Genomic DNA, 15974 nt, shown 5'->3' with positions numbered 1-15974 from the left:
GATAGGTAAAGGAGTTATCAGCATGAAGCAACTGCAATTGCCGATTGATGCGGTATTGCCTGAGCTGCTGGAATCGCTTCGCAGCGGCGTCAATGCCGTGCTTGTGGCGGAGCCGGGAGCAGGGAAGACGACGCGCGTTCCGCTTGCGCTGCTTGATCAGCCGTGGCTCTCCGGCAAAAAGATCATCATGCTGGAGCCGCGCAGACTGGCTGCGCGCTCCGCTGCGCAGTTTATGGCGAAGTCGCTAGGCGAGCAGGCAGGCGAGACAGTCGGCTACCGCGTTAGGCTCGACTCGCGGGTTGGCCCTCGAACGCGCATCGAAGTCGTAACCGAAGGTGTCCTCACACGCATGCTGCAAGAGGACCCGGCGCTCGAACAAGTCGGAGCTATAGTGTTCGACGAGTTCCATGAACGTCATTTGCATGGCGATCTTGGTCTTGCATTATGCATGCAGTCTCAGCAACTGCTGCGAGAGGAGCTGCGCTTAGTCGTCATGTCAGCCACGCTCGCAGCGGAGCCGATTGCCGAGCTGCTTGGCGGAGCCCCAATCATTCGCAGCGAAGGGCGCGTATTCCCTGTTGCGACGTATTACGCGCCAGCTAGGACTCCAGGACCGATTGAGACTCCTATGGCGAGGACGATTATGGAAGCACTTCGCGCACATGACGGGGATGTGCTCGCTTTCTTGCCTGGCGTCGGAGAAATACGCCGCACAGCAAGGAGGCTGATCGAATTAGGCCTTCCATCCGATGTTCGGATTGAGGAGCTTCATGGCAGCTTGCCGCTGGAGAAACAGGATGCAGCCGTTGCGCCATGCGCTTCTGGAGAACGAAAGATCGTGCTTGCGACCTCGATCGCGGAATCCAGCTTGACGGTCGAAGGCGTTAAGATCGTCGTGGACAGCGGCCTTATGCGCGTGCCGCGTTTTTCTCCGAGAACGGGCATGACGCGGCTGGAAACGGTGCCTGTCTCTGCGGCGTCGGCTGACCAGCGCCGAGGCCGAGCGGGTCGACTAGCGCCTGGCAGTTGCTACCGGCTGTGGACGGAGCTTGAGCATCCTTATTTGCCTGAGCAAAGCAAGCCAGAGCTTCTGGAGGCGGATCTAGCAGCGCTTGCGCTAGAGCTGGCGATTTGGGGCATAGAAGATCCGCAAGAGCTCGAATGGCTAACGCCGCCACCCGCGGCTGCCTATGAGCAAGCCAAAGCGCTGCTTCGGCAGTTGAACGCGACTGATGACAGCGGGAAACCGACAGCAGCTGGCAAGGCGATGGCGCAATTTGGTTTGCATCCGCGGCTTGGAGCCATGATTTTGCAGGCATCGGAACTTGGAGCAGCCAGAGTGGCATGCGAGGTTGCAGCCTTGTTAAGCGAGCGTGATCTCCTTCCTCAGGAGCGCAATGTGGATGTCCAGCTGCGCTTAGAGCTGCTGTGCCGCTTGACTGGTCGGGCTGCGGGTGCGGGCAACGCCTCGCATGGCGGCAGCGCGCAGCATCCTAGCAGCGGAGCCGCTTACCGCATAGCGGCGCAAGCCGATCAATGGGAGCGGCTCGTCTCGAAGCAGCCATCAGCTCAAAACTCAGAGGAGAACAGGAATCAAGTACCGCTTGGCGTTCTACTCGGCCTTGCATACCCCGACCGTATCGCACAGCGGCGCAGCGACGGCCGTTATTTATTGGCGAACGGCAGAGGCGCGGTGCTGCCTGAGCTGCAGCCGTTATCGCGGTCGCCGTACCTTGCCGCTTGCGAGCTGGACGATGCCGGAACAGAAAGCCGGATGCGGCTTGCTGCCGAGCTGAGTCTGCCGATGATCGAGCAGTATATGGGAAGCTATATCTCGAACGAGGATGTCGTGGAGTGGGATGCTGAGGCTCAAGCGGTAAGAGCGAGGAAGCGTGCTCGGCTAGGCTCCATCGTGCTGAAAGAATCGATCTTGCAGAAGCCAAATGAAGATCAGGTAGCGGACGCTTTAATAGCGGCTATCAAACATGCAGGCTTTGTTATGCTGCCGATGAGCAAGCAGGCGCAGCAGCTTAAGGCTCGGATGAAGCTTATGGCTCTCGCAGGCGAGGATTGGCCGGACGCTTCCGACGAAGCGTTGCTGGAATCGGTTGAGCAATGGTTGAAGCCTCATATCTACGGGATGAAGAGCCGTTCGGATTTGCAGAGACTGCCGATGCTGCAGCTGCTGGAGGGCAAGCTCAGCTGGATGCAGAAGCAAGAGCTGGATGAGCAGGTGCCGACCCACATCACGGTGCCAAGCGGTTCGCGCATCCCGATTGACTACAGCAATCCGGAGTTGCCGGTGCTTGCGGTTCGATTGCAGGAGCTGTTCGGTCTTAAGGACACTCCGCTGCTCGCGAGAGGGAGGCTGCCGGTCACGCTTCATTTATTGTCGCCGTCGCAGCGGCCAGTCCAAGTAACGCAAGATTTAAGAAGCTTTTGGGAGAATGCTTATTTCGAAGTGAAAAAGGATTTGAAGGGGCGTTATCCGAAGCATTATTGGCCGGATGATCCCTATTCAGCCGTACCGACGAATCGGGCGAAGCCGAGGAATACGTAACGTTTCTCGGCCGAAGCCCTTTGAATGAGGCAGCTTCTTTTCAGAGAGGATGTGGTTTGAGGTTATGGCCTTTTATATACTGATTGTTTATTTGCTATTGATTAACAGCTATACCTTTGCCTTGATGGGCGTTGATAAAAAGAGTGCCAAGAAGCAGCGCAGGCGCGTGCCGGAAAAACGGCTGTTTCTGCTAAGCGCGATCGGCGGCGCGGGAGGCACTTGGCTTGCGATGAAAGCTTGGCGTCACAAAACGAATCATCGCACCTTTACTATAGGCATTCCTTTTCTGTTTGGACTTCATTTATTGCTCATCATTGGAGCTGTATGGCTCATTGGAATGACCGTAAACTCTTGATTGCTTTGAGAAGCCGTCCTATGGTATATTGGGGCTTCTCTTTTTTATTTTCCAGCCATCCAAAACTTAGGAGGTAACTGACATGACGACCGTTCAAAGTGCCTATCAAGATGAGCAAGAACGATTAACCGAATCATTGCGTGACATCATAGCTCAGCTTCAAGCCATCGGCCCGCGCTACAAAGGGGACGATTTTACGGAGCAAATGCTCGATTTGCAGCAAGAGGAACGGAGACTGCGGCTTGAAATTTCGAAGCGTGAGCCTTATTTTGGCCGCATCGATTTTCAGGAGCTGCCTGCCAGCGAGCAGAAGCCATTATATATTGGAAAAGCAGGCGTCGCCAAGCAAGGCAGCAACGAGCTGCTCGTTATCGACTGGCGCGCTCCGGCAGCCAGCGTGTTTTATTCCTTCACAGGCGGCGAGGCGCCTGCATCCTATGAATCGCCTGATGGAGAGATTGAAGGCTATGTTCATTTAAAGCGGAATTTCATGATTCGTCAGGGCGAGATTGTCCGTTTGGTCGACAGCTACGTGCGAGGCCAGGAGGAAGGCTCGGTCACTGACGAATTTCTATTATATCGGCTTGGCGAGAACAAGGATAATAAACTGCGGGATATCGTCTCGACGATACAGGGCGAGCAGGACAGAATCATCCGTGCCGATCGCAACAAGGCCTTGTTTATTCAAGGGGTAGCGGGAAGCGGTAAAACGACCGTAGCGCTGCACCGCCTTGCCTTCCTTCTCTACCAATATGCCGATCGGATGCGGGCGGAACGGATGATTATTTTCGCGCCAAACCGCATGTTTCTCGACTACATATCCGGCGTGCTGCCAGAGCTTGGCGTCGGAGACATTCAGCAGACGACCTTTAGCGATTGGTCGCTGGAGCTGCTGGAGAAGACGATAACGGTCAGCGATCCTTCTGAAGCGATGGCTTACTGGTTCGAAGAGCGTCGGACCGCTGATGAGATCGAGCATGCTTCCGGTCGCTTTAAAGGCAATTTGGCTTTTAAAGCTATCGTCGACGAGAGGATAGCCGATTTCGAGCAGCGAATCGTACCGATTGCGTCATTTGTGCCGATTGACGGCCTTGAGCTGTCTCCGGTGCTCATGCGCGAATGGTACGAAACCGATTATGGCGATGAGACGCTTATGAAGAAGCGCGATCGGCTCGTTAGCCGGATCAGACGCTGGTTCGAGTCGGAGCTGAAGATGAAGGGAATCGTCGATAAGAAGATACGGGCGAAGGCGCTCGCCAAGTTTAACAGCTTTACAAAAAAAATTCCGGCCTATACATCCGTCCAGCTCTATGCATCTCTCTTCAGCGGCAAACAGCTCGCAGGCGGCATTCCGAAGCCCATTGCAGCTGCTACGGCGGATCGGCTCAAAAAGGGCATCGCTGCCGCCGAGGATTTGGCGCCGCTAGCGTATATCCAGCTCCAGCTGTTCGGATTGCCGAAGCAGGCATTCGATCATATCGTCATTGACGAAGCGCAGGATTATTCTCCCTTTCAGCTTGAAGTGCTGCGTCTCTGCCAAAGAACGGCATCGATGACCGTGCTAGGCGATCTGCAGCAAGGCATTCATGCTTATACCGGCGTGCAAAGCTGGTCTGAGCTGACCGCGCTGTTCGAAGAGGAGCAGATCGGCTTCTATGAGCTGAATCGAAGCTATCGCTCGACGATGGAAATTATCGAATTCGCTAACAAAATATTAGGCAGCATGACCGGCGGCGTGAAGCCTGCCGTACCTGTATTCCGCAGCGGCGATGCCGTGACAGCAGAGCCGATTGCGAGCGAGAAATGGCTTGCTTCGCTTGAAGCAACCGTTCGGGATTGGCAAGCAAAGGGCGAATACGAAACGATCTCTGTCATCGGCCGTACGGCGCTAGAATGCGAGGACATTTATCGGCATTTGACTGATCGCGGCTTGGACGCATCGCTTGTGCAAAGCAAGCAGCCCGCTTATGGCGGCGGCTTGTCGGTCGTTCCGGTCTATTTATCGAAAGGACTGGAATTCGATGCGGTGCTGATTGCCGATGCAAGCGATACTGCTTATACGCCGCTTGATGCGAAGCTGCTCTATGTCGGCTGTACGCGTGCTTTGCATATGTTAAAGCTGTTTTACCGCGGAAATCTCACATCTTTGCTGGGCGAATACGCCTAACTTCGATATAATAGGGAGCATTATAACGTCTAACCGGAGGCTTGCGACATGAATTGGGACGTATGGCTGCCGCCAGTAGTGCTTTCTTTAAAAGTATCACTATTTGCAAGCATCATAGTTGCTATAATTGGAATGCTGGCCGCTCGCTTCATGACGCAGCATTCCTTTAAGGGAAAAAGCATCATAGAAACGATATTTATGCTGCCGCTCGTTTTGCCTCCAACCGTTGTTGGCTTCATTCTGCTTCTTTTGCTTGGACGTGGAAGCTGGATCGGACAGGCCTATGAATGGTTATTTGCTCAGCCCATCGTTTTCTCATGGATCGCCGCGATTATCGCGGCGGTCATTGTTGCGTTTCCGCTCGTTTACCAGTCGATGAAGGTCGGCTTTCTTTCCGTAGACCGGCATTTGGAGGATTCGGCACGCTCCGCTGGCGGAAGCGAGCTGCAGGTGCTGCGCTTTATTACGCTGCCGCTAGCCAAGCATTCACTGAAAACTGCGTACTTGCTTGGATTTGCGAGAAGCATCGGCGAGTTTGGCGCAACCTTAATGATTGCTGGCAATATTCCCGGGCGTACGCAAACGGTTCCGACCGCTATTTACATTGCAGTGGAGACAGGCGATACCGGGATGGCATGGGCTTGGACGATTGCGATCATCGCTTTTTCCTTTGTCATGCTTCTGTTTACGGGGCGGAAATTGGAACAATAATGTGAACGAACGAATCCGATTGCGGAATGTCAGCGTATTACATGCGGAGAAGGAGAGTGATTTAGATGCGGTCTTCTAACGAGACGGAAGAGGAATTGCAATCAGCATTGCGCGAGATTGCGGTGTGGGAGAGCAGCCAGAAGGATATATGGTTTTGGGAGAAGCTGGGACGATTGCCGTTTATGCTGCTCGATAAAGTAACGCCAAAGTTTATTCAAGAGAAGATTGGACAAGCGGTTGACGAGATTGGGAGCTACATTCAAACCGGGGGGAAATATCTCATTTCTGAACGCTCGGTCATCGGACGCATGCAGCGCAACGCGGACCAGGCTGCCGCCATTTCCAATGGGGAAGAGGAACAGCTTGCGATTGAAGACGTTGCAGCGATGCCGCTATCGGTCATGAATAAAAGCGCTGAGCAATTAGCCTCAAGCCGCTCGACGATTGCAACGCTCCAGGGCGCGACGACAGGCATTGGCGGTATTTTTACGCTGGCGGTTGATATTCCGGCTGTTCTAGGTCTATCTTTAAAGATTATACAAGAGATTGCGATCTGCTATGGCTTCGATCCCAAGCTCAAGGAGGAGCGAATCTTCACCGTTAAGGTTATGCAATTCGCTTCTTCTGATATTGTCGGCAAAAAAGCGATTTTGGAAGAGCTGAGCGCTTATGACAAAGCGAGCCGCAGCAATCAAATGATGTCGCAGTTGCAGGGCTGGCGGGAGGTCGTCACGGTTTACCGCGATAATTTTGGCTGGAAGAAGCTGTTTCAAATGATCCCGATAGCAGGAATGCTGTTTGGAGCTTTTATTAATCGAGGCATGCTGAAAGATGTGTCGGAAGCGGCAACGATGCTATATAGAAAGCGCAGAATAATGTTAAAGCTAGCGGAGAACGAGGCGAGTGATGATGTCAACGACAACGACAACGACAACGACAACGGCAAAGAAGATAGCTGAGCAAGCAACTGCTTTTTTGGGCGAAGCTTACTATGAGCTAGGAAAAAGCGAAGAGGAAGCGAAGCGCCGAATCGAGCAGGTTTTGGAGCAGATTGAGCAGATAGGTGTCTACTCCCATACCTATGAGGAGCTGAAGCATGGCGCGAAAATGGCTTGGCGGAACAATAACCGCTGTATCGGCCGTTTATTTTGGCAAACGCTTGAAGTATTCGATGCTCGCGATGTGGTGGATGAGATCGATGCGTCAAATCGCATTTTCAAGCATATGAGCTATGCAACCAATAATGGACGAATTCGTCCGGCGATTACGATTTTTCCCGCGAACCATTCGCTTAACCGCTTGCGAATATGGAATCATCAGCTTGTTCGCTATGCGGGTTACCGTAAGGAAGACGAAATCGTAGGCGACTCGGCATCGCTTGCCTTTACCGAAGCTTGCCAGAAGCTTGGCTGGAATGGCGAAGGCACAAGATTTGACGTGCTGCCGCTCGTCATTCAGATGGAAGGGAAAGCGCCACAGTGGTATCCATTGCCTAATGAAACGGTGCTGGAGGTGCCCTTAACGCATCCTGAGATTATCGAATTTCAGCAATTGAAGCTGCAATGGTACGCCGTACCTTTTATTTCGGATATGGAGCTTGAGATCGGCGGCATTACTTATGCCGCAGCTCCGTTTAACGGCTGGTATATGGGAACGGAAATCGGCGCAAGAAACCTATCGGATACCGACCGCTATAATCAGCTGCCTAATGTCGCCAAGCTGTTCCAGCTCGACACAACGACGAATACTTCGCTCTGGAAGGATCGTGCGTTAGTGGAGCTGAATGCTGCCGTCCTTCATTCGTTCAAAAAGCATAGCATCAGCATCGTTGATCATCATACGGCTGCCGAGCAGTTCCTTCGCTTCGAGAAGCAGGAGCAGGATCAAGGCAGAGCAGTGACCGGACGCTGGTCATGGCTCATCCCGCCAATGTCGCCCGCAACGACAGACATCTGGCATCGCAGCTTTGACGATACGGAGCGGACGCCAGTTTACCGTTATCAGGCTGCACCGTATTAAGCCTTTTTTTACAAAAGTACGATATGGGGTCGAAGGCGGGATTGATGAATCATTTCCTGCACAAGCTGCTGCAAAGAAGATCGAGATCATGAAAGAATAGTGCAATAAAACGACGGTAGTCCAGCGACTTTTCAACAAGTCCTTGACTGCCGATTTTTTTTATAAATGTTCATTTTGTCATTGATTGAAAGCATTATCTTAATCATGGCTATTCTTGCTTCTGATTTAAAATCGGAAGAATGGTTGAAATTAGTTGTATCTCTTATTGCATTTCATGCTAGCTAAAGCCTCATTCATAGGCCCAATGAATTATGCTGCCATTGCCCTCTAACCGTACTTTGGAATGATGGAAGATGCTTGCGAGGTTCTCCCGTCTGATGTCATGAAGAGGAGAGATATGCTATTCTAAGGAGATGACATTAGCCCGCTTGGAGGAATTATCAACGTGGATTTTAACATGCAATATTTATCCTTTTTCGTGATTCATACCGATGGAGAGGAGAGCGCAGCCTCATCTGGCAAGCGATTCAAGCACTATCAGACACTAGATGAGGATACGTACGAGGATAGCGAGATTCAGAAGTTTTTGGATGATGAGTTTAAGCGTATCGTCAAAAGAAAGGTGGAGCGCAACCCGAACTCCGCAGGCGCCCCTACCAAAATCGGACGTTTTATGGTGGAGCCGGGCTATGAGCTTGGCAGCAACCAGAACTACAACCTGTTCCAGAGGCTCCGCGACGCTGACTCGAAGGAGCGTTTTATCGGCATCGCGGACGAGCTTGTTCGGATTTATATGGATACAAGCGCGGTGAGGGGCGGAGCCTTTATCATTGCCTTGTCCAAGCTGAATACGTATTTTGACGAGCCGTTCCTGTTTTTGCTCAAATGTGATTTCGAGCCGAAAATCGCTAGAATTTCCGATGAGAAAAACTTGATCTCGCAGGTGGAAATGGCGATAAGCGCGCGCAGCATCAAGTCCATCCAGTATCCGCATATGCCGGAGGAAGGAATGCTCGAGCATTGGGAGCTGAAGATTCATCAGGCGTCGCATGCGCGGTATTTTGAGGACTTCTTGAAATATGTGTCCTATGAGAAGCCTTTGCCAGAGGTCATGGGTGAGCAGGTTGTCGAAATGGTCCATCAATACATTGCCGACAAATGGCAGGAGGATGAGAGCTCCGAGCGCCGTGAGGAAGAAAATGCGGTTGAGGTGTGGGCGGCAAGCGAGAAGCGCGACCTGCAGGAGTGGTGGACGCCGGAGCAAGTAGAGGTTGCTGCTGCGGCTCTAGTCGAGCAAAAGCCGGATCTGCCGTTCTCGTTCAAGCTCGATAGCGTAACGGTGAAGGGGCTGCTTGCCGATTTTGGCGATGCCATTCATTTTGCGAAGCATAATGGCCGTTATGTGGTCGTGATCGAAGGCGACGCCTTCCAATTCGAGAAAGGAATGTCGCCAGTCGAGCTCGTACAGCCGCTTGATTTGGTCGATGTCATGCCGCGGATTGGAAGCAGGAAGCCTCCGGAGGACGCTGATTCCGGCTATAGCTACACACCCGCAGGCGAAGGCGCTGGACCAAACGATGAGGTGCCATGGTAATAGATCCAGCATGTATCAAATGCATAAATAAGGGAGAGGATATTTAAGTGGACAACTTATTTTTTATAGAAATAGGCATGGGATGCGATCTTCACGGTCAAAATATTACGAAGGCATCGGTGCGTGCGGTTCAAAACGCGATTCACCACAATTCGATGCCCGGACTGCGGTCTGTTCTGCCTGGCGGCTCGCTCGATAACATGAAGGTGCGGGTCAGGCTAGCGCTTCCATGCGATCATGAGCTTCTTGATATCGAACAGGTAAAAGCCGTGCTGCCTTATGGTCATGTGACTGTTGAGCTGATGGACGGCGGCATGCTGACAACCAGCGGTGTAGTCATTCCTGACAAAGATGATAAGAACGATTTGATCTATATCGTTAATGCATCGGTTGAGGTCGGCTACTAATCGCATCTCCATTCGAAAAGAGGGAGAAAACTATGATTTTAAAACTTGTAATATTCGCGTTATTGCTTGTACTTACTGCTTTCTTCGTTGCGACGGAGTTCGCCATTATTCGAATGCGATCAAGCCGTGTCAATCAGATGGTAACCGAAGGTATGAAGAATGCTAGAGCGGTAGAGCAGGTAACAAACAAACTCGACGGTTATTTATCCGCTTGCCAGCTTGGCATTACGATAACAGCGCTGGGCCTCGGATGGTTGGGCGAACCGACGATCGAGCAAATTTTGCATCCGTTGTTTGATCGACTTCAAATTGAAGGAGAGTTAAGCTCCGTACTGTCGTTTGTCATCTCGTTCATTATTGTGACGTACTTGCATGTTGTGCTTGGCGAGCTTGCTCCGAAGACGCTGGCAATCATTAAATCTGAGGAGGTCAGTCAATGGACAGCTCCGATCATCATTGTCTTCTACAAGGTGATGTTTCCGTTCATATGGCTGCTTAACGGCTCAGCGAACGGCTTGGTGCGGCTCCTTGGATTAAAGCCCGCGAGCGAGCATGAGGCCCATTCTGAGGAAGAGATTCGCATCATTTTGTCGGAAAGCTACGAAAGCGGGAAAATCAACAAAAGTGAATTCGGGTACGTGAACCGGATATTTGCCTTCGATGATAGGCTTTCCCGCGAGATCATGGTGCCGCGGACGGATATGATATGCTTATATGTAGATCAATCTGCCGAAGACAATTTGGCTACGATCAAGAAGGAGCAATATACAAGGTTTCCTGTTGCCAAGGGCAGCAAGGATAACATCATTGGCGTGCTTAACACAAAGCAGTTTTTTCTGCGCTATGATACGGACAGGACCGTCGACGTAGCAAGTCTGCTGCAAACCGTTATGTCCGTTCCCGAGGTCATGCCGATCAACAACTTGCTTCGCAAAATGCAGCAGGAACGCGTTCATATTGCTATTTTGCTGGATGAGTACGGCGGTACGGCCGGTTTAATTACGATCGAGGACATCATTGAAGAGATTGTTGGGGAAATTCGTGATGAATTCGATGAGGATGAAGTGAAGGAGATTGAAATCATTGAGCAGCAGCGTTATATGGTTAACGGAAAAGCGTTGATTAGCGACTTGAACGAGGCTGCAGGAACGGATCTTGAGAGCGAAGAGGTGGATTCGATCGGGGGCTGGCTGTTTAATAAGAAGCCGGAGCTGCCGGTTGGAGAGCCGTGGACGTACGGCAATATGACATTCATCATCCGCGAGAGAGACGATAACCGAATCCGCAAAATAGAAATTCAAACCGATTTGATTGAAAATGAGATGGACGCATACGGACATGCATAAGCTTGTATAAAGCGAGTATGAATCATTCTTTTGAGGGGGAATCGGGCGTTGGGCGATTTAATTAATGCCATTATTATGGGCATCGTGGAAGGGTTGACGGAGTTTTTGCCCGTATCGTCAACCGGCCACTTGATTTTGACGGCGGAGCTGCTGAATTTTACGGGTGATCGCGCGAAAACGTTCGAGGTGGTCATTCAATTCGGGGCGGTGCTGGCTGTGCTTGTCCTATATCGAAAGCGATTTGCAAGCCTGCTCAATTTCAATATCGGCAAAAAATCAGGGCTAAATGCTTTGCACGTTATTATTGCGATGGCACCTGCAGGAATCTGTGCTGTTCTGCTGCATTCCTTTATTAAAGGAGAACTGTTTGTAGCGCAAAAGGTTCTGATCGGACTCGTCGCCGGCGGAATACTGATGATTATCGCCGATCGGGTGAGGAGGAAGCCTAGCGCCGAGGAGCTCGACGATATTACATATAAGCAAGCCTTCGCCATCGGATGCTTCCAGGTGCTAGCCCTTTGGCCGGGCTTCTCGCGATCAGGCTCTACGATATCAGGCGGCATGCTGTTCGGTACCAGCCAGAAGGCTGCTGCGGAATTTACGTTTATCGTCTCTGTGCCGATCATGGCGGGAGCAAGCGGTATCGACCTTCTTAAGAGCCGCGAGTTTCTAACGATGGCGGATTTGCCGCTGTTCTTGATCGGTCTCATTGCCGCTTTCATTGTGGGGATGATAGCTGTCGTCACTTTCATAAATATGATGAAAAAAATCAGGCTTTCTTGGTTCGCTTATTATCGCTTTGCGCTAGCAGCACTTTTTTATTTTATTATTTTATAAATAAAGCGAAATAACGAGAACGATTTTCAATTAGCACTCATTTTTACGGAGCAATTAATTATTCAACTATCACTTTTTTATATCCAAACGATCATTTTTTCTAATAAACGAACGAAAATCAGGGCAATTAGCCCTGATTTCTTTATTTTAGCCGGAAATAAGGTCAAATTGCCTAAATATGGGCATTCAAGCGCCTGAAAACATCGTTGAAGGTTTTGTCTGATTATGTTAGGTTAAGTAATATTGTAATACTTTTTTTATCTGACTTTAAAAAATAGAAGATGATTTTATGTTTATGAGAGGTGGATATTGTTGCAACTTCAGGTAACGAACAGTCCTTTTAGTCAAGATCAAGTCGAGCTTCTTAATCGCCTTCTGCCATCCTTAACCGAATCACAGCAAATATGGCTTACAGGCTATTTGTTCGCTCGCCAGACAGCAGTCGGAGCGACAGCAGCCACTGAGCTTCAAGCAGTTGCGGCAGCAACAAGCGCAGCGGAGGTCATCTCTATAGCGAGTCAAGCACCCGTTTCTCGCGAGGTAACGGTGCTATTTGGCTCACAGACCGGCAATTGCCAAAGAATCGCAACCAGCTTGTCACGCAAGCTCGAAGAGCAAGGGTTTCAAGTGACGCTAGCTGCGATGAACAAATTTAAAACAAATGGTTTGAAAAAAGTTGAAAACCTGTTTTTGGTCGTCAGTACGCATGGCGAAGGCGAGCCGCCGGATAATGCGCGGGCTTTCCATGAATTCGTTTATAGCAAGAGAGCGCCTCAGCTTGAGAATCTGCGCTTCTCCGTGCTGTCACTTGGAGATACTTCCTACGAGTTTTTCTGTCAAACTGGCAAGGATTTCGATCAGCGACTGGAGGAGCTTGGCGGCAAGCGACTAGTTCCGCGTGTCGATTGTGATCTGGATTACGATGAGCCGGTTGCAGGCTGGATCGGGCAAGTTATTAGCTCTTTAAATGAAGGCTTGAACGCAGCATCGGGCCCCGGCGACACAGTTAAAGAAACAAACAGCAGCACAGCATCGGAGCCATCGGCATATTCGCGGACGAATCCGTTTAAAGCCGAAGTACTTGCAAACATTAACTTGAACGGACGCGGCTCGGATCGGGAAACCCGTCATTTGGAGCTATCCCTTGAAGGCTCCGGCTTGCAGTATGAGCCAGGCGATAGCCTAGGCATATACCCGGAGAATCATCCTGCTCTAGTAGATGCGATCATTCATGAATTGGGCTTTGCACCGACTGAATCCGTTCCCATTAATAAGAATGGCGAGCAAGCATCGCTGCGCGAGGCACTTCTAAAGCATTATGAAATTACGGCATTAACGAAACCGTTGCTAACGCAAGCAGCGCAGCTTACGTCGAATACAGCTCTTCAAGAGCTGCTGGCGCCAGGACAAGAGCAAGCGCTTAAGAGCTATATCAATGGACGCGATCTGCTTGATCTGGTTCAGGACTTTAAGCCTTGGCAGTTATCGCCAAGTAGCTTTGTCGCTATTTTGCGGAAGCTGCCAGCACGCCTGTATTCCATCGCAAGCAGCTTCAAAGCGAACGAGGATGAAGTGCATCTTACGGTTCGTGCGGTTCGCTATGAAGCGCATGGCCGCGATCGTTACGGTGTATGCTCGGTGCATTGTGCGGAGAGAGTTGAAGCAGGCGACACTTTGCCGATCTATATTCAGCAAAATCCAAACTTCAAGCTGCCAACTGATCCGGAAACACCGATCATTATGGTTGGTCCGGGTACGGGAGTTGCGCCATTCCGCGCATTTCTTGAAGAGCGCGAGGAGCTGGGAGCAGAAGGGAAATCATGGCTGTTCTACGGCGATCGCCATTTTGTTACGGATTTCTTGTACCAGACCGATTGGCAGAGAATGCTTAAGGATGGCGTGCTGACGAAGCTGGATGTTGCGTTCTCCCGCGATACGGAAGAGAAGGTATATGTACAGCATCGTATTCTGGAGAAGAGCCGTGAGCTGTTCCAGTGGCTGCAGGAAGGCGCATATGTTTATATTTGCGGCGACGAGAAGCATATGGCACATGATGTCCATGCTGCGCTAATTTCAGTTATTCAACAAGAAGGCGGCAAGAGCGCAGAGGAAGCAGCGGCTTATTTGGACGATTTGCAGCAGCAGCAGCGCTACCAGCGCGACGTGTATTAATAGATCGTTTTTAAATCATCAAGAGTATGTGAATGATTGCGAGAGGAGATTAGCAGCAATGGCGAAAGAGCAGTTGGTTAAGCCTATCGGCGGGCCGCCAAGCGAGGTTGAGCATATTAAGATCGAAAGTAATTACCTGCGCGGAGCGCTTGTCGACACGTTAAGAAATCCGATTACAGGCGGTTTGCCTGAGGACGACAATCGGTTGTTGAAATTTCACGGGAGCTACATGCAGGATGACAGGGATCTTCGCAACGAACGTGAAAAACAGAAGCTGGAGCCCGCTTTTCAATTCATGATTCGCGTGGTGCTGCCAAGCGGTGTAGCCACTTCCGAGCAATGGTTGGCGATGGACAGTCTGGCGCATAAATACGGCAATGAGACACTGCGTCTGACAACTCGTCAAACCTTTCAAATGCACGGTATTTTAAAATGGAACCTGAAGCCAACGCTTCAAAAAATCAACAGCGAGCTGATGACTACATTAGCAGCCTGCGGTGACGTCAACCGTAACGTCATGTGCAGCCCGAATCCATTCCAATCCGATCTTCATGGCGAAGTGAGCCACTGGGCGCGGCAGGTGAATGATCACCTCGCACCGCGTACACGCGCTTATCATGAAATATGGCTGGATGGCGAGAAGGTGGTTGACGGTCAACAAGAAGGCGAAGTAGAGCCTATTTATGGACCGGTATATTTGCCGCGTAAATTCAAAATCGGATTTGCGATTCCGCCGCATAACGATGTGGACGTGTTCTCGCAGGATATCGGATACATTGCTGTCGTAGAAGACGGCAAGCTGAAGGGCTTCAATATCTCCGTTGGCGGAGGTATGGGGATGTCTCATGGCGATTCGACTACGTATCCGCAGCTAGGCAAAGTTATCGGCTTCTGCCCGCCGGAGCGCATCGTTGATCTGGCTGAGAAGACGGTTACGATTCAACGGGATTACGGAAATCGTTCCATTCGCAAAAACGCACGGTTTAAGTATACGATCGACCGTCATGGCATTGATTGGTTCAAAACCGAGCTTCAAAACAGACTCGGCTGGCAGCTTGAGACTGTGCGTCCGTATCAATTCGATAACAACGGCGACCGCTATGGTTGGCTGAAGGGCAGCAATGGCAAATGGAATTTGACATTGTACATCCAAAGCGGACGGATTGAGGATAAGGATGGCTTCCTACTGATGACAGCTCTTCGCGAAATCGCTAAAGTTCATAGCGGCGACTTCCGAATTACGCCGAATCAGAATTTAATAATCGGAAATGTCAGCAGCCAGAAGAAGCGCAAAATTACAGAATTGGTCGAGCAATATGGTCTTACCGATGGCGCTCAGCATTCGGCTCTTCGCAGAAGCTCATTGTCTTGTGTCTCCTTGCCGACCTGCGGACTTGCAATGGCTGAGGCTGAACGTTATCTGCCGACTTTGATTGACAAGCTGGAGCCGATTATTAATGAGGCTGGCCTACGCGACAAGGAGATTAACATCCGGATGACGGGATGCCCGAACGGCTGCGCAAGACCGGCATTAGGTGAAATCTCTTTTATCGGTAAAGCAGTCGGCAAATATAATATGTATATGGGAGCCGGCTTTGCCGGAGAAAGACTGAATAAGCTGTACAAGGAAAATATCGACGAAACGGAAATTCTCGATACGCTTAAGCCGATTATTCATCAGTATGCGAAAGAACGCGAGACGGGTGAGCATTTCGGAGATTTTGTAATCCGGGCTGGATATGTCAAAGCTGTTCATGATGGACAGGAGTTTCATAACTAATTTCGTTGAACGAAATGAAGAAGACC

The 15974-nt window shown here is 50.7% G+C and carries 13 protein-coding genes; all 13 read left to right on the top strand.

What is annotated here, in order from left to right; genetic code table 11:
- The first annotated feature begins 22 nt into the window (after nucleotides 1-22).
- The 13 genes from hrpB to cysI all read left to right on the top strand — a co-directional run bounded on the left by hrpB (nucleotide 23) and on the right by cysI (nucleotide 15948).
- Nucleotides 23-2560 (top strand): ATP-dependent helicase HrpB, encoded by a 2538-nt coding sequence (hrpB, locus tag AC2TDN_RS05165; RefSeq protein WP_484687220.1) that lies wholly within the window; start codon nucleotides 23-25, stop codon nucleotides 2558-2560.
- 64 nt (nucleotides 2561-2624) lie between these two features.
- A complete protein-coding gene (locus tag AC2TDN_RS05160) occupies nucleotides 2625-2915 on the top strand; it encodes a DUF1294 domain-containing protein (protein ID WP_484687219.1) in 291 nt (96 codons plus the stop codon).
- An 82-nt stretch (nucleotides 2916-2997) separates the two neighbouring features.
- Nucleotides 2998-5082 (top strand): HelD family protein, encoded by a 2085-nt coding sequence (locus AC2TDN_RS05155; protein WP_484687218.1) that lies wholly within the window; start codon nucleotides 2998-3000, stop codon nucleotides 5080-5082.
- Between the two features lie 48 nt (nucleotides 5083-5130).
- Nucleotides 5131-5793: a molybdate ABC transporter permease subunit gene (gene modB / locus AC2TDN_RS05150; protein WP_484687217.1), complete on the top strand. Its 663-nt coding sequence runs from the start codon at nucleotides 5131-5133 to the stop codon at nucleotides 5791-5793.
- A 65-nt stretch (nucleotides 5794-5858) separates the two neighbouring features.
- Nucleotides 5859-6752, top strand: a complete 894-nt coding sequence (locus AC2TDN_RS05145) for an EcsC family protein (RefSeq protein WP_484687216.1) — start codon at nucleotides 5859-5861, stop codon at nucleotides 6750-6752.
- A complete protein-coding gene (locus tag AC2TDN_RS05140) occupies nucleotides 6703-7812 on the top strand; it encodes a nitric oxide synthase oxygenase (protein ID WP_484687378.1) in 1110 nt (369 codons plus the stop codon). Before AC2TDN_RS05145 ends, AC2TDN_RS05140 begins: the two co-directional genes overlap by 50 nt.
- The gene (locus AC2TDN_RS05135) at nucleotides 7760-7912 is read left to right on the top strand and encodes a DUF3221 domain-containing protein (RefSeq protein ID WP_484687215.1); all 153 of its coding nucleotides are present in this window, start codon (nucleotides 7760-7762) and stop codon (nucleotides 7910-7912) included. The genes AC2TDN_RS05140 and AC2TDN_RS05135 overlap by 53 nt, the downstream gene beginning before the upstream one ends.
- Nucleotides 7913-8257: 345 nt before the next feature.
- On the top strand, nucleotides 8258-9406 hold the full coding sequence (locus AC2TDN_RS05130) for a DUF3900 domain-containing protein (protein WP_482065416.1): 1149 nt from the start codon (nucleotides 8258-8260) through the stop codon (nucleotides 9404-9406).
- 47 nt (nucleotides 9407-9453) lie between these two features.
- Complete coding sequence (locus tag AC2TDN_RS05125; protein ID WP_484687214.1) at nucleotides 9454-9813, top strand: Lin0512 family protein; 360 nt, start codon at nucleotides 9454-9456, stop codon at nucleotides 9811-9813.
- Between the two features lie 32 nt (nucleotides 9814-9845).
- Nucleotides 9846-11159 (top strand): hemolysin family protein, encoded by a 1314-nt coding sequence (locus AC2TDN_RS05120; protein ID WP_482065415.1) that lies wholly within the window; start codon nucleotides 9846-9848, stop codon nucleotides 11157-11159.
- Nucleotides 11160-11207: 48 nt separating this feature from the next.
- The gene (locus AC2TDN_RS05115) at nucleotides 11208-11996 is read left to right on the top strand and encodes an undecaprenyl-diphosphate phosphatase (RefSeq protein ID WP_484687213.1); all 789 of its coding nucleotides are present in this window, start codon (nucleotides 11208-11210) and stop codon (nucleotides 11994-11996) included.
- 312 nt (nucleotides 11997-12308) lie between these two features.
- Nucleotides 12309-14168 (top strand): assimilatory sulfite reductase (NADPH) flavoprotein subunit, encoded by a 1860-nt coding sequence (locus tag AC2TDN_RS05110; protein ID WP_484687377.1) that lies wholly within the window; start codon nucleotides 12309-12311, stop codon nucleotides 14166-14168.
- A 58-nt stretch (nucleotides 14169-14226) separates the two neighbouring features.
- Nucleotides 14227-15948, top strand: a complete 1722-nt coding sequence (gene cysI, locus AC2TDN_RS05105; RefSeq protein WP_482065413.1) for an assimilatory sulfite reductase (NADPH) hemoprotein subunit — start codon at nucleotides 14227-14229, stop codon at nucleotides 15946-15948.
- Nucleotides 15949-15974 lie beyond the last annotated feature (26 nt).

It is taken from the genome of Paenibacillus sp. Y660 (assembly GCF_057221575.1).
Note: the sequence above shows the minus strand (reverse complement) of the source record. Positions and strands in the feature narration are given on the sequence as shown.

Coding starts and splice junctions, on each gene's coding strand:
- hrpB (WP_484687220.1), top strand. CDS start 23: ATGAAGCAACTGCAATTGCCGATTGATGCGGTATTGCCTGAGCTGCTG.
- AC2TDN_RS05160 (WP_484687219.1), top strand. CDS start 2,625: ATGGCCTTTTATATACTGATTGTTTATTTGCTATTGATTAACAGCTAT.
- AC2TDN_RS05155 (WP_484687218.1), top strand. CDS start 2,998: ATGACGACCGTTCAAAGTGCCTATCAAGATGAGCAAGAACGATTAACC.
- modB (WP_484687217.1), top strand. CDS start 5,131: ATGAATTGGGACGTATGGCTGCCGCCAGTAGTGCTTTCTTTAAAAGTA.
- AC2TDN_RS05145 (WP_484687216.1), top strand. CDS start 5,859: ATGCGGTCTTCTAACGAGACGGAAGAGGAATTGCAATCAGCATTGCGC.
- AC2TDN_RS05140 (WP_484687378.1), top strand. CDS start 6,703: ATGTCAACGACAACGACAACGACAACGACAACGGCAAAGAAGATAGCT.
- AC2TDN_RS05120 (WP_482065415.1), top strand. CDS start 9,846: ATGATTTTAAAACTTGTAATATTCGCGTTATTGCTTGTACTTACTGCT.
- cysI (WP_482065413.1), top strand. CDS start 14,227: ATGGCGAAAGAGCAGTTGGTTAAGCCTATCGGCGGGCCGCCAAGCGAG.